Source organism: Nocardia anaemiae NBRC 100462, from assembly GCF_001612725.1.
Taxonomy (GTDB): domain Bacteria; phylum Actinomycetota; class Actinomycetes; order Mycobacteriales; family Mycobacteriaceae; genus Nocardia; species Nocardia anaemiae.
Genome location: NZ_BDAZ01000058.1, coordinates 1 through 19,693, shown reverse-complemented (window position 1 = coordinate 19,693; position 19,693 = coordinate 1). Strand labels below are relative to the sequence as shown.

At 64.2% G+C, this 19,693-nt stretch carries 22 protein-coding genes; 14 read left to right on the top strand and 8 right to left on the bottom strand.

Annotation, left to right across the window (positions count from 1 at the left end; translation table 11 throughout):
• Positions 1-4: 4 nt before the first annotated feature.
• Entirely contained in the window at positions 5-856 is an 852-nt protein-coding gene (locus NA5_RS28820) for an oxygenase MpaB family protein (RefSeq protein ID WP_062991626.1), read from the bottom strand.
• Between the two features lie 131 nt (positions 857-987).
• Here NA5_RS28820 and NA5_RS28815 point away from each other — a divergent pair, with 131 nt between their 5' ends.
• Entirely contained in the window at positions 988-2,415 is a 1,428-nt protein-coding gene (locus NA5_RS28815) for an acyl-CoA synthetase (protein ID WP_084484496.1), read from the top strand.
• Positions 2,416-2,458: 43 nt separating this feature from the next.
• On the top strand, positions 2,459-2,848 hold the full coding sequence (locus tag NA5_RS28810; RefSeq protein WP_062991624.1) for a PPOX class F420-dependent oxidoreductase: 390 nt from the start codon (positions 2,459-2,461) through the stop codon (positions 2,846-2,848).
• A gap of 242 nt (positions 2,849-3,090) precedes the next feature.
• Here the strand turns inward: NA5_RS28810 and dapD are convergent, their stop codons facing one another.
• Complete coding sequence (gene dapD / locus NA5_RS28805; RefSeq protein ID WP_062991751.1) at positions 3,091-4,038, bottom strand: 2,3,4,5-tetrahydropyridine-2,6-dicarboxylate N-succinyltransferase; 948 nt, start codon at positions 4,036-4,038, stop codon at positions 3,091-3,093.
• 352 nt (positions 4,039-4,390) lie between these two features.
• Between dapD and dapE the strand changes: the two genes are divergently transcribed.
• From dapE to NA5_RS28775, 6 genes are all read left to right on the top strand, one after another.
• Positions 4,391-5,533, top strand: a complete 1,143-nt coding sequence (gene dapE, locus NA5_RS28800; RefSeq protein WP_062991622.1) for a succinyl-diaminopimelate desuccinylase — start codon at positions 4,391-4,393, stop codon at positions 5,531-5,533.
• A 10-nt stretch (positions 5,534-5,543) separates the two neighbouring features.
• The gene (locus NA5_RS28795) at positions 5,544-6,350 is read left to right on the top strand and encodes an LOG family protein (RefSeq protein ID WP_062991747.1); all 807 of its coding nucleotides are present in this window, start codon (positions 5,544-5,546) and stop codon (positions 6,348-6,350) included.
• On the top strand, positions 6,344-6,946 hold the full coding sequence (locus NA5_RS28790) for an LOG family protein (RefSeq protein WP_281201765.1): 603 nt from the start codon (positions 6,344-6,346) through the stop codon (positions 6,944-6,946). The genes NA5_RS28795 and NA5_RS28790 overlap by 7 nt, the downstream gene beginning before the upstream one ends.
• A gap of 3 nt (positions 6,947-6,949) precedes the next feature.
• Entirely contained in the window at positions 6,950-8,719 is a 1,770-nt protein-coding gene (locus tag NA5_RS28785; protein ID WP_062991620.1) for a long-chain-acyl-CoA synthetase, read from the top strand.
• Between the two features lie 140 nt (positions 8,720-8,859).
• Entirely contained in the window at positions 8,860-9,744 is an 885-nt protein-coding gene (gene folP / locus NA5_RS28780; protein ID WP_062991618.1) for a dihydropteroate synthase, read from the top strand.
• Entirely contained in the window at positions 9,741-10,682 is a 942-nt protein-coding gene (locus tag NA5_RS28775; protein WP_062991616.1) for a glucosyl-3-phosphoglycerate synthase, read from the top strand. The genes folP and NA5_RS28775 overlap by 4 nt, the downstream gene beginning before the upstream one ends.
• A 129-nt stretch (positions 10,683-10,811) precedes the next feature.
• On the opposite strand, the gene NA5_RS39630 is transcribed toward NA5_RS28775, so the two are convergent.
• The 4 genes from NA5_RS39630 to NA5_RS28760 are packed head-to-tail and all read right to left on the bottom strand — an operon-like array spanning position 10,812 to position 13,083.
• Positions 10,812-11,015, bottom strand: coding sequence for a hypothetical protein (locus NA5_RS39630; RefSeq protein ID WP_084484495.1), 204 nt, complete (start codon positions 11,013-11,015; stop codon positions 10,812-10,814).
• Positions 11,016-11,024: 9 nt separating this feature from the next.
• Positions 11,025-12,479, bottom strand: a complete 1,455-nt coding sequence (locus tag NA5_RS28770; RefSeq protein WP_084484494.1) for an ADP-ribosyltransferase — start codon at positions 12,477-12,479, stop codon at positions 11,025-11,027.
• Positions 12,476-12,778: a WXG100 family type VII secretion target gene (locus NA5_RS28765; protein ID WP_062991612.1), complete on the bottom strand. Its 303-nt coding sequence runs from the start codon at positions 12,776-12,778 to the stop codon at positions 12,476-12,478. Before NA5_RS28765 ends, NA5_RS28770 begins: the two co-directional genes overlap by 4 nt.
• A gap of 11 nt (positions 12,779-12,789) precedes the next feature.
• Complete coding sequence (locus NA5_RS28760) at positions 12,790-13,083, bottom strand: WXG100 family type VII secretion target (protein ID WP_062991610.1); 294 nt, start codon at positions 13,081-13,083, stop codon at positions 12,790-12,792.
• Positions 13,084-14,027: 944 nt separating this feature from the next.
• Here NA5_RS28760 and NA5_RS28755 point away from each other — a divergent pair.
• On the top strand, positions 14,028-15,080 hold the full coding sequence (locus NA5_RS28755) for a zinc-binding dehydrogenase (protein ID WP_245672444.1): 1,053 nt from the start codon (positions 14,028-14,030) through the stop codon (positions 15,078-15,080).
• 243 nt (positions 15,081-15,323) lie between these two features.
• Entirely contained in the window at positions 15,324-16,355 is a 1,032-nt protein-coding gene (locus tag NA5_RS28750; RefSeq protein WP_062991608.1) for an RNA polymerase subunit sigma-70, read from the top strand.
• 77 nt (positions 16,356-16,432) lie between these two features.
• On the opposite strand, the gene NA5_RS28745 is transcribed toward NA5_RS28750, so the two are convergent.
• A complete protein-coding gene (locus tag NA5_RS28745; RefSeq protein WP_062991606.1) occupies positions 16,433-16,645 on the bottom strand; it encodes a DUF397 domain-containing protein in 213 nt (70 codons plus the stop codon).
• The gene (locus NA5_RS28740; protein WP_063813647.1) at positions 16,645-17,517 is read right to left on the bottom strand and encodes a helix-turn-helix domain-containing protein; all 873 of its coding nucleotides are present in this window, start codon (positions 17,515-17,517) and stop codon (positions 16,645-16,647) included. Before NA5_RS28740 ends, NA5_RS28745 begins: the two co-directional genes overlap by 1 nt.
• Positions 17,518-17,675: 158 nt before the next feature.
• Here NA5_RS28740 and NA5_RS28735 point away from each other — a divergent pair, with 158 nt between their 5' ends.
• The 4 genes from NA5_RS28735 to NA5_RS40720 form a co-directional block, all read left to right on the top strand.
• Positions 17,676-17,945, top strand: a complete 270-nt coding sequence (locus NA5_RS28735; protein WP_062991602.1) for a hypothetical protein — start codon at positions 17,676-17,678, stop codon at positions 17,943-17,945.
• 28 nt (positions 17,946-17,973) lie between these two features.
• Positions 17,974-18,240: a hypothetical protein gene (locus tag NA5_RS28730; protein ID WP_062991600.1), complete on the top strand. Its 267-nt coding sequence runs from the start codon at positions 17,974-17,976 to the stop codon at positions 18,238-18,240.
• 822 nt (positions 18,241-19,062) lie between these two features.
• The gene (locus NA5_RS42465) at positions 19,063-19,215 is read left to right on the top strand and encodes a hypothetical protein (RefSeq protein WP_245672448.1); all 153 of its coding nucleotides are present in this window, start codon (positions 19,063-19,065) and stop codon (positions 19,213-19,215) included.
• Between the two features lie 127 nt (positions 19,216-19,342).
• A partial coding sequence (locus NA5_RS40720; protein WP_169811374.1) for a Uma2 family endonuclease occupies positions 19,343-19,693 on the top strand: 351 nt, incomplete at its 3' end.

Here is a 19,693-nt window from a genome sequence, read left to right as displayed (position 1 = left end):
CCGATCAGACCAGCCGCAGACCGAACCGCCTGCGGATGCGCATATCCAACAGGTAGGCGTTGATCGGAAACAGCCTGGCCTGCTTCGGTATTCGGGCGGTGATCGTGCCAGCGGTATGCAGGATTCTGGCGAGTCTCCGCTCGTCTTTTTCGCTCCACGTCATGCCCATCTGGTCGCGCAGATGTTCGGGCAGCAGGCCGGTGACCACGAAGCGGTGGAAGCGGGCGAACGGTAAGCGCGCGGGGCGCGGAAGCATCTTCAGATCGATCAGATCGTTGAAGTAGTCGCGGATCGGCGGATCGATGCTGGTCTTCGCGAGGTGTTCGGTCCAGTACTCATCGAACGCGACGCGGTCGGCGGGCCACATTTTCGGATGCATTTGCAGTGTGGTGCCGAGTCGAGACCCGTAGCGGTAGAAGGCTTCCGCGTCGGCGTCGTTCATCGGGCCGTGCATGCGCTCGTAGAGATCGCGAGCGCCCCAATAGAGACAGGCGGCCACCCAGAGCTGCAGTTCGGGATCGAAGGCGTTGTACTTCACCGGACTCGTCGCGGTCGATTTGACCGGGCGATGCGACACGTTGACGGCATCGCGATAAGCGTCGCGCTCATCGTCGGTGCCGAGCAGGGCGACCGAGAGATAAGTCATGGTGGTGCGCAGCCGCTTGATCGGATGCACCATGACCTTGCCGCTGTCGACGGTGCTCTCCAGCACGCCGTAGCCGACCGGCAGCGTGCTGAGCTGCATGATGACATTCGCCGTACCGCCGAAGAATGCGGCGATACCGTCGAGGTACCGCTCGACATCGAAGGTGGCCTCGGCGGGTGTGGACGCGGGTTTGCGAAACGGGCTGGTCATCGGCGACCCCGTTCTCATCGTTGAGAAGGAATTGCTTAGACGTTCTCACCGTCTCATGGGTGTGTCAACCGTCGCGTTGTCGTCGAGGGGGACCGTGCTGGCGCGGTGTGCTGCCGAAGTAGCGTGAGCGAATGTCAATCGGTGCGCCGCTGCTGCTTCGTTCGCTGAATCCGCTCGCTGTTGCCGGGGGAGCGGACATACCGGATGCCGTCACCATCGACGGGGTGACATTGTCGCGCAGTGATTTGCTCGGCGCGGCTACGTCGGTGGCCGAGCGCATCGCGCGCGCCGATCGGGTGGCGGTACTGGCGCGACCCACCGTGACGACGGTGCTCGCGGTGGTCGGTTGTCTGATCGCCGGTGTCACGGTGGTGCCGGTGCCGCCGGATTCGGGGACCGCCGAGCTGGCGCATATCCTCGCCGACTCGGGTGCGCAGGCGTGGTTGGGTGCGGCGCCGCAGGGGTCGGATCTGCCGGTGGTTCCGGTCCGTGTGCACGCGCGCTCATGGCATACCTATCCCGAACCCGACGCTGCCACACCGGCATTCGTGCTGTATACCTCCGGGACCACCGGTCTGCCCAAGGGTGTCGTGCTCAATCGCGGTGCCATCGCCGCCGGACTCGACGCACTCGCCGACGCTTGGGCATGGACGTCGAATGACGTTCTGGTGCACGGTCTTCCGCTGTTTCACGTGCACGGGCTGATCCTCGGCGTGCTCGGGCCGTTGCGGGTGGGCAGCCCGCTGATCCACACCGGTAAGCCGACACCGCGGGCCTATGCGGACGCGCCCGGCACACTGTATTTCGGCGTGCCGACCGTGTGGTCGCGCGTGGTCGAAGATCCTGATGCGGCAAGGAAATTGGCGAATGCCCGGCTGCTGGTCTCGGGTAGTGCGCCGCTGCCGGTGCCGGTGTTCGAGCGGCTGCGCGAACTCACCGGGCACGCGCCGATCGAGCGGTACGGGATGAGCGAAACGATGATCACGCTGTCCACCCGCTTCGATGGGGAACGCCGTCCCGGATGTGTCGGCACGCCCGTCGCGGGTGTCGAGACCAGACTGCGGGACGAGGCGGGCGCGGACGTCGCGCATGATGGGGAGAGCATCGGTGGCCTGCAGGTTCGCGGCCCGATGCTGTTCGACGGTTATCGCAACCGGGCCGAGGCGACCGCCGAATGCTGGACCGAGGACGGCTGGTTCAAGACCGGCGATGTCGCGGCGATCGATGCCGACGGCTTCCACCGCATCGTGGGGCGGGAGTCGGTCGATCTGATCAAGTCCGGTGGTTATCGCATCGGTGCGGGGGAAGTCGAGACAGTGCTGCTCGGACATCCGGATGTGGCCGAGGTCGCGGTAGTCGGTCTGCCCGACGCCGATCTCGGGCAGCGGATCGTCGCGTACGTCGTATTGCGGGGTGCCGCGTCGGACTCCATCGAGAAGGTGCTCATCGAGCATGTGGCCGAACAGCTTTCGGTGCACAAGCGCCCACGCGAGGTTCGGGTGGTGGATTCGCTGCCGCGCAATGCGATGGGGAAGGTGCAGAAGAAGCTGCTCGGCTGAAAAACTTGACCTCTACTTCAGTTCAGGTTCTACGGTCGCCGGTATGAGCGCAGTACTGACACCTGAACAGATCGACTACCTGGCCACCCAGCGCCTGGGCCGACTGGCGACCGTACGCCCCGACGGCTCACCCCAGAACAGCCCGGTCGGCTTCCGCTACAACGCCGAACTCGGCACGATCGATATCGCGGGCTGGAATATGGGCAAGTCCTGGAAATTCCGCAATATCGCCAGCAACAACCGCATCGCCTTCGTCGTCGACGATGTCGCCTCGGTCCAGCCCTGGCGCGTTCGCTGCCTCGAAATCCGCGGCACCGCAGAACAATTGACCGATGTGGAGCCCTACATCTCCGGTGTTTCCCGAGAGATGATCCGGATCCACCCCACCCGGGTGATCGCCTTCGGCCTGGAGGCAGGCGTTACCCACGGGTAGGGCCTGTCGCAGAACGAACGGCATCACCCATCATGGGAATCAAGTCCGGCCGCGCCCACCGAGCCAGGTCCGCGTTCTGGTCGTCGACGGGCTCGCGGTCGGCCTACGCGGAAGTCATCGCATCCAGCCGCTCGCTGCCTCCGGCAGCGCGCCGAGCGTAGTGAAATGGCGGTCGAATTTGGTGTGGGCGGCCACCATTCGACTACGTTCGACGGAAGCCCGGGCAGCGGTGCGGCGCTGGCTCAGTCGTTGGCGTGCAGGTCGGCGTTGAGTTCGATGCCGGTGCCCTTGCGGTGCACGACCTCGACGGCGCCGGTGGTGGAGTTGCGGCGGAACAGCAGGTTGTTCTGGCCGCTGAGCTCGGCGGCCTTGACCACGGTGCCGTCGGGGGTGGTGACCTTGGTGCCCGCGGTGAGGTACAGCCCGGCCTCCAGGACGCAGTCGTCGCCGAACGGGATGCCGAGTCCGGAGTTGGCGCCGAGCAGGGAGCGCTCACCGATGGAGATGATGGTCGTGCCGCCGCCGGACAGGGTGCCCATGGTGGAGGCGCCGCCGCCGATATCGGAGCCGTCGCCGACCACGACGCCCGCGGAGATGCGGCCCTCGACCATGGAGGCGCCGAGGGTGCCCGCGTTGAAGTTCACGAAGCCTTCGTGCATGACGGTGGTGCCGGAGGCCAGATGCGCGCCGAGGCGGACCCGATCGGCGTCACCGATGCGCACACCCGACGGCACGACGTAATCGACCATCCGCGGGAACTTGTCGATGCTGTACACGGTGACCGGTCCGCGCGCACGCAGCTTGGCTCGCGTCGCCTCGAAACCCTCCACCGCGGCCGGACCGTGGTTGGTCCACACCACATTGCTGAGCAGCCCGAACTGTCCTTCCAGGCTCACCTCGTGCGGCTTGACCAGCCGGTGCGAGAGCAGGTGCAGCCGCAGGTACACATCGTGCGCGTCCACCGGAGCGGCGGACAGATCGGCGATCGTGGTCTGCACCGCGATCACATCGACCCCGCGCGCCTCGTCGAATCCGAGCAGCGCCGCGTATGCCGCGGGCGCCTCGTCCAGGCGCTTGGTGCCGGTGTCACCGAACGCGCCCAATTCCGGATTCGGGTACCAGGTATCCAATACGGTCCCGTCCGCGGTCACATTGGCGATACCGACTGCTGCTGCTCCCTGAATGCTCACGTCATCAGAGGTTACCCACCCATGCGCTCGCGTGGTGAGCCACGTCGACGCGGCGCCGCAGACCCGCCTGGCGATTGCCTTCCACGGCTCGGGTGGCTGTTCCGCGACTCGCTTGGCAAATGCTCCCAATGGCTCGGGTGGTGGTGCGGACTCGCGAGGGGCATGGTGCCGGACCCTGTCAGCGGCTGGGGTGGTGGACGCCGCAGACTTGACCGGCAAACGCTCCCAGTCGAGTGGTGCTGCCCGGTTCGCCTGCTCGGCGAGGTTGCCGGTCGGCCGTCCGAGTGTCATGTCCGCACGCACGTCGAGGCGCAGCGGAAGCCGGTACATATCGACCACCGCGTCGCGGCAAATGCCGACGGACCCGATCGGGGCGGAATATCGCGGTCGTAGGCTGGCAGCCGTGACCCTCGACTTGCGCGCCGACCCCATCACGCTGACCGCAGCCCTCGTCGACATCCCCAGCGTCTCCCGCGACGAGGCGGTCATCGCCGACCTGGTCGAGCGGGCACTGCGTGAGCAGACCACCGGATTCGAGGTGCTGCGGCACGGGAACGTAGTGCTCGCGCGCACCGATCTCGGGCGGCCGACTCGGGTCATCCTGGCCGGTCATTTGGATACCGTGCCCATCGCCGACAATGTGCCGAGCACCTTTGTGGAGGAGGATGGGGAGCGCCAGCTCTACGGCTGCGGCACCGTCGATATGAAATCCGGTGACGCGGTCTTCCTGCATCTGGCCGCGACCGTCGCCGAACCGGTGCACGATCTGACGCTGATGTTCTACGACTGCGAGGAGATCTCCGCGAAGTACAACGGCCTCAACCACATCGAGCGCGAGCTCCCGGATTGGCTCGTCGGTGATCTGGCTATCCTCGGCGAACCGTCCGGCGGTGTCATCGAGGCGGGTTGCCAGGGCACCATGCGCGCCCGGCTCACCACCAAGGGCGTGCGGGCCCACTCGGCGCGATCATGGAAGGGCGACAATGCGATTCATCGATTGGCGCCGGTGCTGCAGCGCCTCGCCGACTACAAAGCCCGCGATGTCGAAATCGATGGTTGCGTCTATCGGGAGGGCCTGTCCGCAGTCCGCATCGGGGGTGGCGTTGCGGGCAATGTGATTCCGGACGAGGCCGACGTCGACGTGAACTTCCGCTTCGCCCCCGATCGCTCTGTCGCGCAGGCCACCGAACATGTGCGCGAGGTATTCGACGGACTCGAACTCGATTTCGAGCTCACCGACGCCGCCGCGGGCGCATTGCCCGGCTTGTCCGCCCCCGCCGCCAAGGATCTGATCACCGTGGTCGGCGCCGACAGTGTGCGCGCCAAATACGGCTGGACCGATGTCGCGCGCTTCGCCGCCCGCGGCATTCCGGCGGTGAATTTCGGTCCCGGAGACCCCAATCTCGCCCATAAGCGCGATGAACACGTCCCGGTCGCCCAGATCAGCTCGGTCGCCGAGGTGCTGCGCGGCTACCTCACCGGCGCATCCCGGTAGCGTGGGCGCCATGTCCACCGAAGCCGCCGATAACGAGATCGCAAGCACGCCGAAGTCGACACCCAAATTCCGCGGACCGATCATGTTCCGCCGCGATCGCAAACCGGGCGGCACCGCCGACCAGAACCTATTGGACCAGCACGGACCAAGCGATTGGGTGCATACCGATCCGTGGCGGGTGCTGCGCATCCAAGCCGAATTCGTCGAGGGCTTCGGCGCGCTCGCCGAATTGCCGCGCGCGGTCACCGTCTTCGGCTCGGCCCGCACCCCGGCGGGGCATCCGGAGTATCACGCCGCCATGGCCATCGGCGGCGCGCTGGCACAGGCCGGATTCGCGGTGATCACCGGCGGCGGCCCCGGCGTGATGGAGGCCGCGAACCGGGGTACGTCGGAGGCGGGCGGGTACTCGATCGGGCTCGGCATCGAGTTGCCGTTCGAGCAGAGCCTCAATGAATGGGTCGACCTGGGCATCAACTTCCGCTACTTCTTCGCGCGCAAGACCATGTTCGTGAAGTACTCGCAGGCATTCATCTGCCTGCCGGGCGGATTCGGCACCCTGGACGAGCTTTTCGAGGCGCTCACCCTGGTGCAGACTCACAAGATCACCCGCTTCCCGATCATCCTGTTCGGCAGCAAGTACTGGGCCGGACTCGTCGACTGGCTGCGCGATTCACTAGGCGGCTCCGGCAAGATCTCACCCGGCGACCTGGGCCTGCTGCATGTGACCGACAGCGTCGAGGAGGTCGTGCAGATCATCCTGGCCACCGCGGACGGCGCCACCGACACCGATGCGCTCGGAACGGAGGACCAGTGGTGAGTGCAGGCGGATACGCGGTCTGCGTCTACTGCTCGGCCAGCACCGCCGATCCGGCGATGCTCGCTCTCGCCGCCCGGGTCGGGACCGAGATCGCAAGGCGCGGTTGGCAATTGGTTTCCGGCGGCGGTCACGTCTCGATGATGGGCGCGGTCGCCACCGGGGCTCGTGCGGGCGGTGCGCACACCGTCGGTGTTATCCCGAAACACCTGGTGCACCAGGAAGTAGCCGATGTCGATGCCGACGAACTGATCGTCACCGACACCATGCGCCAGCGCAAACAGGTCATGGAGGACCGCGCCGACGCCTTCCTCACCCTGCCCGGCGGCATCGGCACACTGGAGGAATTCTTCGAAACCTGGACCGGCGGTTACCTGGGCCAACACGACAAGCCCGTGGTTGTGCTCGATCACAATGGTTTCTATCAGGGGCTGTTCGACTGGCTGGACCAACTCTACGATCGGAAGTTCGTGTCCCAGTCGGCCATCGCCCGGATCACCGTGGTCGACGATCTGTCCGCGGCCTTCGCGGCACTGAAGCCGGTGCTGGCATCCGAGGTGACGAAGGAGCCGGGCACCATTCTCGACGAGGAGAACTGACGCATGAGCACCGCCGCCCAACCGAAGGTCAGCCTATTCGATATCGCGAAAAGGTTGCCGCTCATGGCATTGGACGCACCGTCCATGCTGCGCGGCGCGCTCGGCATGCTGGTGCGGCCGGATGACAAATCCTCGGTCGGTCTGTACTTCCAACGCAACGCGCATCGGCATCCGGACCGGCCGTTCCTGAAATTCGAGGGCGAAACCTTCAGCTACGGTGCGGCCAACGCACAGGTGAACCGGTACGCGCGGGTGCTGGCCGATCGCGGCGTGCGCCGCGGTGACGTGGTCGGCGTGCTGATGACCAACCGTCCGGAAACCCTCTTCGTGGTGCTGGCCACCGTGAAACTCGGCGCGACGGTCGGCCTGCTGAACCACCACCAGCGCGATCAGGTGCTCGCGCACAGCTTCGGACTGCTCGACAGCGTGCTCAACGTGGTCGGCGAAGAATGCCAGGCCGCACTGGATTCCCTCGCCGAACCCCTTGCCGATGTGCTGTTTTCGCAGGATCTGCACAAGTCGGCCGAGGACGCCGACCCGGCCGATCCGCCGAGCTGCGCACAGGTCACCGCGAAGGAACGCGCCTTCCTGATCTTCACCTCCGGCACCACCGGCCTGCCCAAGGCCAGCGTGATGACACATCTGCGTTGGACCAAGAGCATGTCCGGACTGGGCGGACTCGGAATTCGCCTGCACGGCAACGACACTCTGTACTGCTGCCTGCCGCTCTATCACAACAACGCACTGACCGTCGCGCTGTCGTCGGTGCTGGCCGCGGGTGGCACCTTCGCACTCGGCAGGCAGTTCTCCGCCTCCCGGTTCTGGGACGAGATCATCAGGGAACAGGCGACCGCATTCATCTACATCGGCGAACTCTGCCGATACCTGGTCAATCAGCCGGTCAAGCCGACCGATCGGCAGCACCGGGTCCGGCTCGCCGTCGGCAATGGGCTGCGGCCGGAGCTGTGGGACGAGTTCAAGAGCCGCTTCGGCATCGGCCGGATCGTCGAATTCTATGGCGCCAGCGAGGTGAATATCGCCTTCATCAATGCCTTCGGGGTGGATCGCACGGCGGGCTTCGGGCCATTGCCCTATGCCATCGTCGAATACGACGATGCGACCGGAAAGCCCAAGCGCGACAAGGACGGTCGGCTGCGTCGGGTGCGGGGCGGCGGGGTCGGCCTGCTGCTGGCCAAGGTCACCGATCGTTCGCCCGCCGACGGCTATACCGATAAGGCCGCGTCCGAGGCGAAGCTGGTTCGCGACGGCTTCACCGACGGAGACGTCTGGTTCGACACCGGCGATCTGGTGCGTGATCAAGGATGGCACCACATCGCCTTCGTCGATCGGCTCGGCGATACCTTCCGATGGAAGGGTGAGAATGTCGCCACCACCGAGGTGGAGGGTGCGCTCGCCGAATCCGACGCGATCTCGCAGGCGGTCGTATTCGGCGTGGATATCCCCGGCGCCGACGGCAAGGCGGGTATGGCTGCGGTGACGCTGCACCCGGACGCCGAATTCGACGGCCGCGCGCTCGCCGAACTGGCCTATTCCCGGTTGCCCGGCTATGCGGTTCCGCTGTTCATCCGGGTCGTCGCCGAACTCGAGCAGACCTCGACCTTCAAGAGCCGCAAGGTCGAACTCCGCAAGCAGGGCTACGCACCCGATGCCGACAGCCAGCTGTATGTGCTCGCCGGTCGCGCCGACGGCTATGTCCCGGCTTACGACGAATACGTCGCCGACGTGGCCGCAGCCCGCGCGCCCAAGAACTAGCGTCGATCGGACGGCGACGCTTTGGGCGTACCCGACCAGTTGCCCAGGTGCTGGCGAAATCCGTTGTTGCGCGTCCCAAGAATGCACCGTCCACAGCCCGTTCCCTGAGGCCGTGTTACAGGACTAGGTACAGTCGGGGCATGTTCAGCCCCACCGCAGCGCCGCTTCCCACCTTGTGCGGCAAGCCGGTGGCGACGGATCGGGCGTTGGTGATGGCCATCGTCAACCGCACCCCCGACTCCTTCTACGACAAGGGCGCGACCTTCACCGACGCGGCCGCCATGGACGCGGTCGCGCGCGCGGTCGACGAGGGCACTGATCTGGTCGATATCGGCGGGGTGAAGGCCGGTCCCGGCACCGTGGTCGATGCGGCGGAAGAGGCTCGCCGGGTGGTCCCGTTCGTCGCGGCGATCCGGGAGAAGTATCCGGAGCTACTGATCAGCATCGATACCTGGCGCGCCGAGGTCGCCGATGCCGCAGTGTCCGCGGGCGCGGACCTGATCAATGACACCTGGGCGGGTGCCGATCCGGATCTGGTGCATGTGGCCGCCGACCGGGGCGTCGGCATCGTATGCAGTCATACCGGCGGGGCCGTCCCGCGCACCCGTCCGCATCGGGTGCGCTATGCCGATGTGGTGGCAGAAGTAACGCAAACCGTGTCGCGTGCCGCAGAAGATGCGGTCGCGGCCGGGGTTCGCAAGGATTCGATTCTGATCGATCCGACCCATGATTTCGGCAAGAACACCTACCACGGGCTCGAGTTGTTGCGGGGAATAGACGTTCTTGTAAATACCGGATGGCCAGTCTTGATGGCGCTCAGCAACAAGGATTTTATCGGGGAGACTTTAGGTGTCGGTCTATCCGAACGGTTGGAGGGCACATTGGCAGCAACAGCATGGTCGGCGGCCGCCGGCGCCCGAGTCTTCCGAGTGCACGAGGTCGCCGAAACCAGGCGCGTCGTGGACATGATCGCCGCGATACAGGGCATCCGGCCCCCCGCACGAACCCTGCGAGGTCTGGTATGAATTTCCACCACCACGACAGCCCGCTCTGGGCGACGACGAATAGCTGGGACACCCCGGGCTGGACGGTCGAGGAACTGATCGCCGCCAAGCGCGGACGCACCGTTTCGGTGGTGCTGCCCGCACTGAACGAAGAGAACACCGTCGCCGATGTGGTGGCCAGCATTCGACCGCTGCTCGGCACCCTGGTCGACGAGCTGATCGTGCTCGATTCCGGATCGACCGATGCCACCGCCGAACGCGCGCTGGCCGCGGGCGCGGAGGTGATCAGTCGGGAACAGGCCGTCCCCGAACTCGATCCGCTGCCCGGCAAGGGCGAGGTGCTGTGGCGGTCGCTGGCGGTGACCAGTGGCGATGTCATCGCCTTCGTCGATTCCGATCTCATCGATCCGGATCCGGCCTTCGTGCCGAAGCTGCTCGGCCCGCTGCTGCTCGTCGACGGTATGCATCTGGTCAAGGCCTACTACCGCAGACCGCTGCGGCAGGCCGGTGCCGTCGACGCACACGGCGGCGGTCGCGTCACCGAACTGGTGGCCCGTCCGCTGCTCGCCGCATTGCGTCCGGAACTGTCGCAGGTGCTGCAGCCGCTCGGCGGCGAATACGCGGGCACCCGCGAACTGCTCGCCTCGGTACCGTTCGCCCCCGGCTATGGCGTGGAGATCGGCCTGCTCCTCGACACCTACGACCGCCTCGGCCTATCCGCGATCGGCCAGGTGAACCTGGGTGTACGCACCCACCGCAACCGCCCCCTCGCCGACCTCGGCGTAATGAGCCGCCAAATCCTCGGCACCGTCCTCGGCCGCAGCGGTGTCCAGGACTCCGGTGCGGCCCTGACCCAGTTCCCGCTGATCGGCGACGCCTTCACCGCACACAGCACGGAAGTCTCGCTCGCCGACCGCCCGCCGATGAACACACTGCGCCCGGCCTGGGCCGCGGCCTGACCGTACGAAGAAACGGGGGTGCTCTCGAGCGCCCATGCCGGGTGTGCAACGCGCAAAGGCACGGCCTCCACCGGCCGTGCCTTTGTTCAGTTTCGTGCAGGTGCGCTCACATAGAGATCGACAATCGGGTCACAGATTTTCGAATTCAGTGCCGCTCGTATCATCATAGAATTTTGGTGATGCCGGTCTCCGCTTCTCGGGTGGAACAGCAGCGACCTCTGCACGCGCTTCGGCAAACATTCTCTCCGCCTGTTCGAGTTCCTCTTTGCTCAGCGGCTCGAGACCCGCCTCTTCCAGTGACCGGAAAGTTTTTCCAGCAATTTTCTCACTCATCGAGAGACGCTACCTTTCTATCAATTGTATGAAGGTCTTACCCGTATTTGTGTCGAAAATCTTGCTCACTACCTGGAAATTGACACCGGGCGGAAATAGTACTTCATTCTCCACAATGCCAGCTGCCTCCGTCGAGGAATACGCTGAGACATCTTTCCCGGTTTTCGAAATAATGGTGAACTGTGTATTACCCGGGAAGGCGGTCGAGGACGCCGAGGAGGTGCTTGTGAACGCATCCTCGGTCACAATTTGGCCAGGCTTGTACTTGTCCAGGACGCTCTGCGGAAGATCCGTACCGCGAAATACCCTACCCTCGTAGTTCGGAAGCTTCGACAGCGCTTCTTCGATTGCCTTGACTCTGGCCTGCTGCGATGCGTCCATCGTTCCACTCCTTAGAGCCTGATTGAGATCCCAGTAGCCGGGTCCAGTATAGTCCGACAGTGCATCGAGATCATTCTGGGTTAGTGCCGGTTTCGATGGACTCTTCACGCCGCCGCCGAGTTTGCTACGTAGTCGTTCCAGAAGATCTTTCACCGCTTGGCGAGCCCTGGCCATAGACGCGATCGCATCATCGGCCAAGCCTTTGATTTGTGCAACTTTGCGGGCCCGCCAGGCGATAACGCCATCTTTGATTCTCTTTGCCCAACGACGGGCTGTGTCGAGCGCCTTTACCGCGGTTAGCGCTCCAGCGCCGAAGCTGATCAAGGAGAGGCCTATCGTGACGGCGGCATCGATAGCGAGTTCTTTGGCGAGATCTTCGAGGAACCCCTTTATTTCGTCTCGGAGTTCTTTCAATGCGTTCTTGTAGTCGGTGCAGGACTGGCTAATCTGTTTGCAAATGTCCAGTAGTTGAAACATGGAGGTTTCGACAGATTTGAGGTCTGCATGGACTTGAACAGCATCGGCAGAATTCGCGCTATCGAATAGGCTGGCGGCGATGGTTATCTTGTCACGAGCGTTAGTGTTTTGGTAGATTGTGGCCAATCGGTCCCAGGCGTCAGCCGCTTTTGCGAGTTTTCCGGTGTCGCCATCGGGGACTGGGATGCCGATTTCGCTGAGAATATTTATGCCACTGTCGATGATTCCTTTTCCTGGCCCGCCCGCCGAAGCTGGAATTGGAAATGGACCAAAAACTGGGACGGCTTTGTCGGTTGGCCTTTCCGATTGCGGTGTACCCTTCAATGAAGCATCAGCCTGGGCATGATTGAAACCGAGGTCATTGAGAGCGCTGCCGTAGGACGTCAGCGTACTGTGTACATCCTGGAAGAATGCGACCGCTTCGTCAGCGGAGCTATTGTAAGAACTCGCCCACTTCTGGCCGTCTTCGTCGACGCCAGCCATCGAACCACAATCAGACAATTCCTTGAAAACGTAAAGGAAACTGTCCGCTATGGCCGCAGCCGCATCGAAGCAATTTGTGGCAGCTTGATAGTAGGCCTTCGGATCTACATCAATAACAGTCATATACCCAGAATTCGCAAATTCTCGGCGACGGCGCCTATGTAGCCTGTATGAGCATGTTTCGCGGCCTCATGCAGTGCGGCAAGACCTTCCTGAATGGCGGTTGCGCCTGCTGTCCACTCGGTGTGGGCCTCGCTATATGCCGCTGCCGCGCTCCCGGACCATACTGCTTCGACTTCCTTGGCTTTCTGGTCGATCGCCACCAGTTGGTCCGTAATGAATCCGGCCAATCCGCGGATGCGGTCGGCCAGCTTATCCAACTGATCAAGGTCGACTGAGAACTGTCGCACCTCAGCACTCATGTGTCGTCCTTTCAGGGCAGGTCCAGGGAACTGATGACGCCAGCTGACGATTGATCGGTCTGTCCGATGGTCTCGGCGGTTATCCCCAGTGATTCCGCGAGTGCGAACAACGCATCCCACACTTGGACGGCGCCCTGGTGAAGTTCCTCCCAACCGGTGCCGAAGGCATCAGCGTTGTTCCCAGTCCAGCTGTCCAGCATCGCTCGGACATCGGTATCGAGGGTTGAGTATCCGCTACGACACTGCTCTGCGACCTGGTAGGCCAAGCGCCCCAGCGCCTTGACCTCATCAGGCAGGACAGACATTGCCGACGCTTCCCCAGCCAAACCGCGGTCCCCCTAACGAGCGATAATCTGACGCAACCGTACCCGAATCGGTGCGGCCGCTGCAGTCCTTCCGCCCTCGGTGCATCGCAACAACACCGCAGTTGCCTCGAGTAGGAGAGCTGGAAGTGTAGTTGCAGGATGTCCTGCGCCGCAGCGGGTCTAGGTTGTCACCGCCGCAGGCGGCAATGCAGGGTTGCGATGCCGACCGACCGTGCTGCGGGTAGTTGTCTGTGCGCTCATGCTGAGACATGTTGGCGGGCAGGGTTTTTCCTTAATCTTCGGCGGCGGCACGCAGGTTGGCAAGCCAGGCTTCCAGACCGGCGCCGAGGAAGTGGGTGGAGTTCGGGACGTCTGCTTCGACTTGGGCTCCGTTCCAGTTCTCCTCGGTGCAGACCAGGACGCCGTCGTCCGTCGGGGTGAGGGTCCAGACATGGTGCCGCCGTCGATGCCCGTACCGTCACCGATTGCGGGGCCAGCGGATGCACCGGCCGGGTTGCAGCTGCTGGACCGTGGAGGTGATGGTCAGGGTGGTCGCGGGGTTTTGGCGGTGGCGGTGGCATGTGGTCCAGCGGAACTGCGAACCAGCCTGAATTGGCCCCGAGTCGAGGCGCTTCGTACTGGTGACGGGCTGCTGCCAAGACGGCCAGCGTGCCACATCGGTCCCCACCTGCACTGCGAGATGTATCTCGTCTACCAGACCGACCCTCAGGAAACTGGCGGACCGCCGACGAGGCCGCGGGATCCTGACCGTCCGCAGCTCGAAATGCTTGGCGCAGAATTTCTTTCGGCGTTTCGTTCACGAGATCGAACGCCGTGCCTTCCGCTCGCAGCGGCTGCCGCGTGTGATCCGTCGCTGATGCACTGAACAGCGCGGGGACGGCTACCGATTCCTTTCGGTTGCCGCCCAGGTCTACATGTCGAGGGTGCGGCCCGTCGACGTGGCCGACCGCGACGAGGCAAGCCGAGAAAGTGAGTTGATGGCGTTGAGTATTCCCAGCACGATGCGCGCACTGCAGCAGACGTCGCTGCACGGTCCGCAGGATATGCGTTTGATCATGGATGCGCCGGTACCGGTGCCCGGCCCGGGCGAGGTCCTGATCCGGGTCGCTGCCGCCGGTGTCAACTTCGCCGATATCTCGCGGGCCTATGGCTCGTTCCTCGGTGGTCCGCGGCCACCGTATCTGGCGGGTTTCGAGGCAGTCGGCGAGGTCGTGGCGGTGGGAGAGGCAGTGCGCGCCCCGCAGCCGGGGGACCGCGTAATCGGCGTCGGCTACGGGACTTTCGCCGAGTACACGGTCCTGCCCGCGGCTGCGGCGGTGCCGGTGCCGGTCGGCTGGAGCGCCGAGCAGGCGCTGGGCCTGGTCGTGAACTGGCCCACCGCGCTGGCCGCGCTGAAGCCGCTCGGCCGCATCGCCGCGGGGGAGACCGTGCTGATCCACGCGGCGGCGGGCGCGACCGGCCAGGCCGCGGTGACCATGGCCAAGCACTACGGTGCGACCGTCATCGCCACTGCCTCGTCGGGCAAGCACGAGACGGTGCGGGCACTCGGCGCCGACCACGTCCTGGACTCGCGCACAGAGAATCTTGGCGCCGAGGTACTGAAACTGACCGATGGCATCGGCGCTGATCTGGTGCTCGAGTCCGCGGGAGGCGCTACATTCGACGCCAGCCTGGCCGCGGCCAAGCGGGTCACCGGCCGGATCGTCGTCTACGGCGTGGCAGGCGGTGAAGCCGCGATCACCAACTGGGAGTTGGTGTACAAGCACCAGGTCCACATCATCGGCCTCAATATCGGCGTGCTGAGCCAGGCCGCGCCGCAGATCTTCGGCGAGCTCATGGGTGAGCTGTCCACGCTCATCGCTGACGGTGTCGTCACCCCCGCCCGCCCCACCGCCTACGACTTGTCCGACGGACCGAAGGTCCTCGCCGAACTCGAATCCCGCTCCACCATCGGCAAACTGGCACTGCTGCCCTGACCTGGGTTTCGATTCCTTTGCAATGGCGGCCCGGTCGTAATGCGCGACGGTTGCGAGCGGCGAGACCGATAGGGACAAGGAGTAGCGCATGGGAAGCAGGCAATCCAGGGCGCGGGGTGAGCCGTACCAGGGGTGTTTGACGGTTCCGGCGGCAGACCACGAGTGGGCGTCGCGAGACAACCGCCTGTCGGTGCGGTGTGCCATCGGGCGTTCGGCCGCCCGGCCGCGGCCTAAACTCGCGGCATGACCGCGGACGCGCTGCGGGCGGCGAACCAGGACCGGTTCGCTGCCGAAACCGAGCGATTCCGCCGGGAGTTGCTGGCGCACTGCTACCGGATGATCGGCTCAGCCCACGATGCGGAGGACCTGGTACAGGAAACGTATCTGCGGGCGTGGCGTTCCTATGCCGGATTCGAGGGCCGCGCGTCGATTCGGGCCTGGCTATACAAGATCGCCACCAATGTCTGCCTGACCGCGTTGGCGTCGCACCGGATCCGGGTGCTGCCCTCGGGCCTGGCAGGTCCGTACGACGGACCCGATCGCCCGCCGAATCACGTTGCGCCGGAAGAGGTTTCGTGGCTGGAACCGCTCCCGGACGGGTGGGTCACCCCGTCCGCCGACGATCCGGCCGCGGCGGTGATCGCCCGCGAGTCGCTACGGCTGGCACTCATCGCCAGCCTGCAACACCTGCCCGCCCGCCAGCGCGCGATCCTCATGCTGCGCGAGGTGCTGGCATTCTCCGCGGCCGAAACCGCACAGATCCTCGACACCACAACGGCGGCGGTCAAGAGCGGTCTGCAACGCGCCCGTGCCCGGCTGGACGAACTGGAGCCGAACCCCGAGCAACTGCTCGAACCGACCGACCCGCGAGCGCGCGCACTACTCGATGGCTACATCGCAGCCTTCGAACGCTCCGACGCCGGTCTGCTGGAAAAAGTGCTGCGCACCGACGCCACACTCGAGTCGACGCCATTCCGCGAATGGTACGCAGGCCGCAAGAACTGCATCCACATGCTCGATGAATACGTGCTCGACACACCCGGCACCTGGCGGATGCTCGCTACCACAGCCAACGGCCAACCCGCCGCCGTCATCTACCGGGACGCCGACGGTGCTTTCCGAGCAAACGGCATCGTCGTACTGGCGCCGACAGCGTCCGGTGCCTCACAGGTGGTCGCATTCCACGATCCGGCACTGGTCGCAATGTTCGGCTTCCCAGACGTTCTCGCACACCCAGACCGAGCCGATCCCCAGGAATCGAGCACCACGGGATAAGCCCCGTGCGCCGGTACGCCGAGAGATACGGCAAGCGGCCCTGTCCCGGAACAGGGCCGCTCGATGTCAGTCAATGTCTAGGCGTCGGGCCGGTTGAATTCCCCATCTTGTACGCCTGCCATGAAGGCGTCCCATTCGCAGGGAGTAAAGGCTAGTGCCGGGCCGTCGGGATTCTTGGAATCACGGACGCCGACGTACCCCCCTGCGAGCCAAGCTATTTCGACGCATTCGTTCTGGCCGCCGCTACGCGACGACTTGAACCACTGTGCGCCGGAAAGGTCGATGGTCACTATCCGTATCTCCTTGCTATCTTTCTGATTCGATCTCGAGATGGCTGTTCCTCCAGCGTGGCTTGTTGGAGGATTTTGTGGAGTGCGCGAAAGCGCTTCACGTCTTCGGTGCCATCGAAAGTCATTGAACCAATGGCCGCTTCGGTGTAGACGACAGACGGCTCATTGTCCGGAAAGTCGAGAATGATATGTGGCGGTATTACGCTCCCGGTCGGGAGGCCAGCCGTGAACGGCAACACCCGGATCGTCACGTTGTCGCGGGTACTCAGATCGGCTATGTGCCGCAACTGAGGACCCATGATCTGGCCCGATCCAACAAGTGCATAAAGAACGTTCTCCTGCAACAAGAACTCTGCGCGAACCGGCATGTGCTGCCGCGTGAGGATCCTTGTCCGTTGAATTCGGAGATCTACTCGGGTATTGATCTCGTCCAGTGAGTCTTCCGGGCGGTGAAGTCGTTCCAATGTTCTGGCATAGTCCGGCGTTTGAAGCAGACCAGGTATGACGATCGGCTGATAGAACCAGAAGTCCGACGCGAATGATTCCAGCTCGAGGTACGTGCCGAATCCTGGCACGATCAGATGGCGATAGTCCTGGTACCAGACTTTGGCATTGGCTTGGCTGACAAGAGATTTCAGATACTCGATTCGGGCGTCCGGCAGGCAGTAGTACCGGGACAGGTAATCGACCTCCATGTCCCTGACTTTCTCGTACTGCCCAAGCTCGATCCGGCTCAGCGTAGCCCGGCTGATCTTCGTTGCGGCAGCCACCTGGTCGAGCGTCAAGCCCTGCGCCTGGCGTGCGTCCCGTAGTGCTCGACCCAATTGGCGTCGCTGAAGCGTTGTGCCGCTGAGGTCTGCCTGCCTCGGCATAGTTGTGCCCCCTGCTTTCTCAACCGGCGCACCTGCTGATTCTCGAGCTGAGAATCAGCGTAGGTGACTTCCAAGAATGATGCTGGGCGTTCTCGCCCCTTGCAGAGACTCTCGTTCAGAGACTCCGTACCCAGCCCGACCTGCGCCACCATATCGGCATGGCCCAGCAAGAAGGAAGCCTCTCCGTACCGCAAGCGCGCGTCTTACGGGCGCTGAGCTGCGGCGGGATGCTCACCGAACGGCAAATCAAGATTTCCGCGAGTCTCACCGCGTGGACGACCCGGCAAACCGTGGCGAACCTCGCCAGCCGGAACCTGATCGTTGCCGGAGCCCGGCGCGGACGGTACGAGATCACGCAGCTAGGTCGAAACACGTTGGCGGCGAAGGCATCTGATTACGGCACGGCGAAGGCAAGGGTCAACCGATAGCTCGATCGGCCCGAAGTGGGAGGGCGAGATGCATGAGATCCATCGGACCGAGATCGACGGCTTACAGGCCACCTGGCGACTGAATCATCTACGACAGGTCGAAATCATGAACGTACACAACACTTCTGAGGCTCTACCGATCATCACATTCAATCCCGGCTCGTATCCGGATCTGGTCCAAGCGCGGCACCAGTGGCCGAAGCTGGCGCAGCTGTGGGATGCCGTCCGCCACGAATTGTGGGCGGAGCTGATCCCCAGGTGTCGGCCCCCGATCACGGCCCGGTACCCGCAGTGACCCCGGAAATGCCGCCGGACGAGCGGCACGCGAATGAACTGCCCTCGATACGAGAGTGGTTGCGCGCCATCGAGAATGCCGCTGGAGCTGGCCATCGCGTCGAGCGCGAGCCGAACCCGCCATTCGGCTGGAACCTTCTCGACAGTTCCGGCGCGATCGTGTGCAGCGGGAGTTTGGATCGCCTCGACCAGTGGCTCATCCGCAGGAACGCCGAATCCGAAGCGACCACAGTCGATACGAATAGCCCTTTACCGCAACGCATTCCGGGTGCCTCAGGTCACATTCCAGCTGGCCCAGCGAGACTAGTATCGGTCGAACTGATGACCCGGTTCTCCACCGCGGTGACCGAATGGGCCGCCCAACCGCCGGATGCCTCATCGGCTTAGCGCACCTGCGTTGACAAAACCCGCGAAAGAAGGCGGCAACCTGGCGATCCAGCCGTACGACGTGGCGAGATCGCGTGCGCCGCATCGCCGACAGCGGCTACTCGACGCTGCTGGTGCCCGACTTCCCGCTCACGCAACCGGCGCCCGGTCCCATGCTGGCCACCGGCCTTGACCGACCTGCACGTGGGCACCTGGGTGTACGCCTCTCCGCTATGCCCGGCCTGGCTGACGGCGTGGGAAGCGCACGCGCTGTCGCTACTGACCGAGGGGCGTTTCGAGATGGGCATCGGCACCGGCAGACCGGGAATCGAGGACGAGTTCCGTGACAAGGGAGTGCCCGTCGTACCGCCGCCGTGCAAGCGGCTGGCACAGGTACGTGAGACCGTCGCGGCGCTGCGGGATTTCGACGGCCCCGGATCGTCACACGCCCGTGGCGATGGCCGTACTCGGTCCGAAGGCCCGAGCGTTGGCGGCCGCCACCGAGGAAATCCAGCGGCGACGGGAGGAGATCGGCTTCTCCTACTTCGTCTTCGGCGCCGACTTCACCGACAGGTTCGCTCCGGTCGTCGCCGAACTCGCCGGACGTTAGTCGACGACTGCAAGCGAACTATCGAAAGTATGTTCGTGTGGCTCCCCATCGGCGTAGGCTCCAGCAGGCGGGCACTGACCTATGGGAGACTGGAGGCCGGTCTCTATCCGGGTGGGAGGAGGTAAGGGTGACTACTGTGCACTTTCCGGATCATCTTCTGACGCTGGATGATTGGATCGCGCTGCCCGAGGACAACAGCCATAGCTTTGAGCTTGTCGAGGGGGTACTCGTCGGGTCACCGAGGCCGATGTCGAAGCATCAGCGTGCGATCTGGCGGCTCGCCGCACAGCTGGAGCCTCAAATACCAATCGGTTACGGCGTGTTGACGGAGACCGAGGTGGTAATCGAGCCGGGCCCACCGAGCACAGTTCGGGTGCCGGACGTCATCGCAGTGTCCGCTGCTGGGATCGATGAGAATCTTCCGCGCTGGAATCCCGAGGATGTCCTGCTGGCGGTCGAGGTTGTGTCGGTCGGCTCT

What these genes read in the sequence shown, in the direction of transcription:
- NA5_RS28820 (WP_062991626.1), bottom strand. Translation starts at nt 856, where the DNA reads ATGACCAGCCCGTTTCGCAAACCCGCGTCCACACCCGCCGAGGCCACC.
- NA5_RS28815 (WP_084484496.1), top strand. Translation starts at nt 988, where the DNA reads ATGTCAATCGGTGCGCCGCTGCTGCTTCGTTCGCTGAATCCGCTCGCT.
- NA5_RS28810 (WP_062991624.1), top strand. Translation starts at nt 2,459, where the DNA reads ATGAGCGCAGTACTGACACCTGAACAGATCGACTACCTGGCCACCCAG.
- dapE (WP_062991622.1), top strand. Translation starts at nt 4,391, where the DNA reads ATGCCGACGGACCCGATCGGGGCGGAATATCGCGGTCGTAGGCTGGCA.
- NA5_RS28795 (WP_062991747.1), top strand. Translation starts at nt 5,544, where the DNA reads ATGTCCACCGAAGCCGCCGATAACGAGATCGCAAGCACGCCGAAGTCG.
- NA5_RS28785 (WP_062991620.1), top strand. Translation starts at nt 6,950, where the DNA reads ATGAGCACCGCCGCCCAACCGAAGGTCAGCCTATTCGATATCGCGAAA.
- folP (WP_062991618.1), top strand. Translation starts at nt 8,860, where the DNA reads ATGTTCAGCCCCACCGCAGCGCCGCTTCCCACCTTGTGCGGCAAGCCG.
- NA5_RS28775 (WP_062991616.1), top strand. Translation starts at nt 9,741, where the DNA reads ATGAATTTCCACCACCACGACAGCCCGCTCTGGGCGACGACGAATAGC.
- NA5_RS39630 (WP_084484495.1), bottom strand. Translation starts at nt 11,015, where the DNA reads ATGAGTGAGAAAATTGCTGGAAAAACTTTCCGGTCACTGGAAGAGGCG.
- NA5_RS28770 (WP_084484494.1), bottom strand. Translation starts at nt 12,479, where the DNA reads ATGACTGTTATTGATGTAGATCCGAAGGCCTACTATCAAGCTGCCACA.
- NA5_RS28765 (WP_062991612.1), bottom strand. Translation starts at nt 12,778, where the DNA reads ATGAGTGCTGAGGTGCGACAGTTCTCAGTCGACCTTGATCAGTTGGAT.
- NA5_RS28760 (WP_062991610.1), bottom strand. Translation starts at nt 13,083, where the DNA reads ATGTCTGTCCTGCCTGATGAGGTCAAGGCGCTGGGGCGCTTGGCCTAC.
- NA5_RS28750 (WP_062991608.1), top strand. Translation starts at nt 15,324, where the DNA reads ATGACCGCGGACGCGCTGCGGGCGGCGAACCAGGACCGGTTCGCTGCC.
- NA5_RS28740 (WP_063813647.1), bottom strand. Translation starts at nt 17,517, where the DNA reads ATGCCGAGGCAGGCAGACCTCAGCGGCACAACGCTTCAGCGACGCCAA.
- NA5_RS28735 (WP_062991602.1), top strand. Translation starts at nt 17,676, where the DNA reads ATGGCCCAGCAAGAAGGAAGCCTCTCCGTACCGCAAGCGCGCGTCTTA.
- NA5_RS28730 (WP_062991600.1), top strand. Translation starts at nt 17,974, where the DNA reads ATGCATGAGATCCATCGGACCGAGATCGACGGCTTACAGGCCACCTGG.
- NA5_RS42465 (WP_245672448.1), top strand. Translation starts at nt 19,063, where the DNA reads ATGGCCGTACTCGGTCCGAAGGCCCGAGCGTTGGCGGCCGCCACCGAG.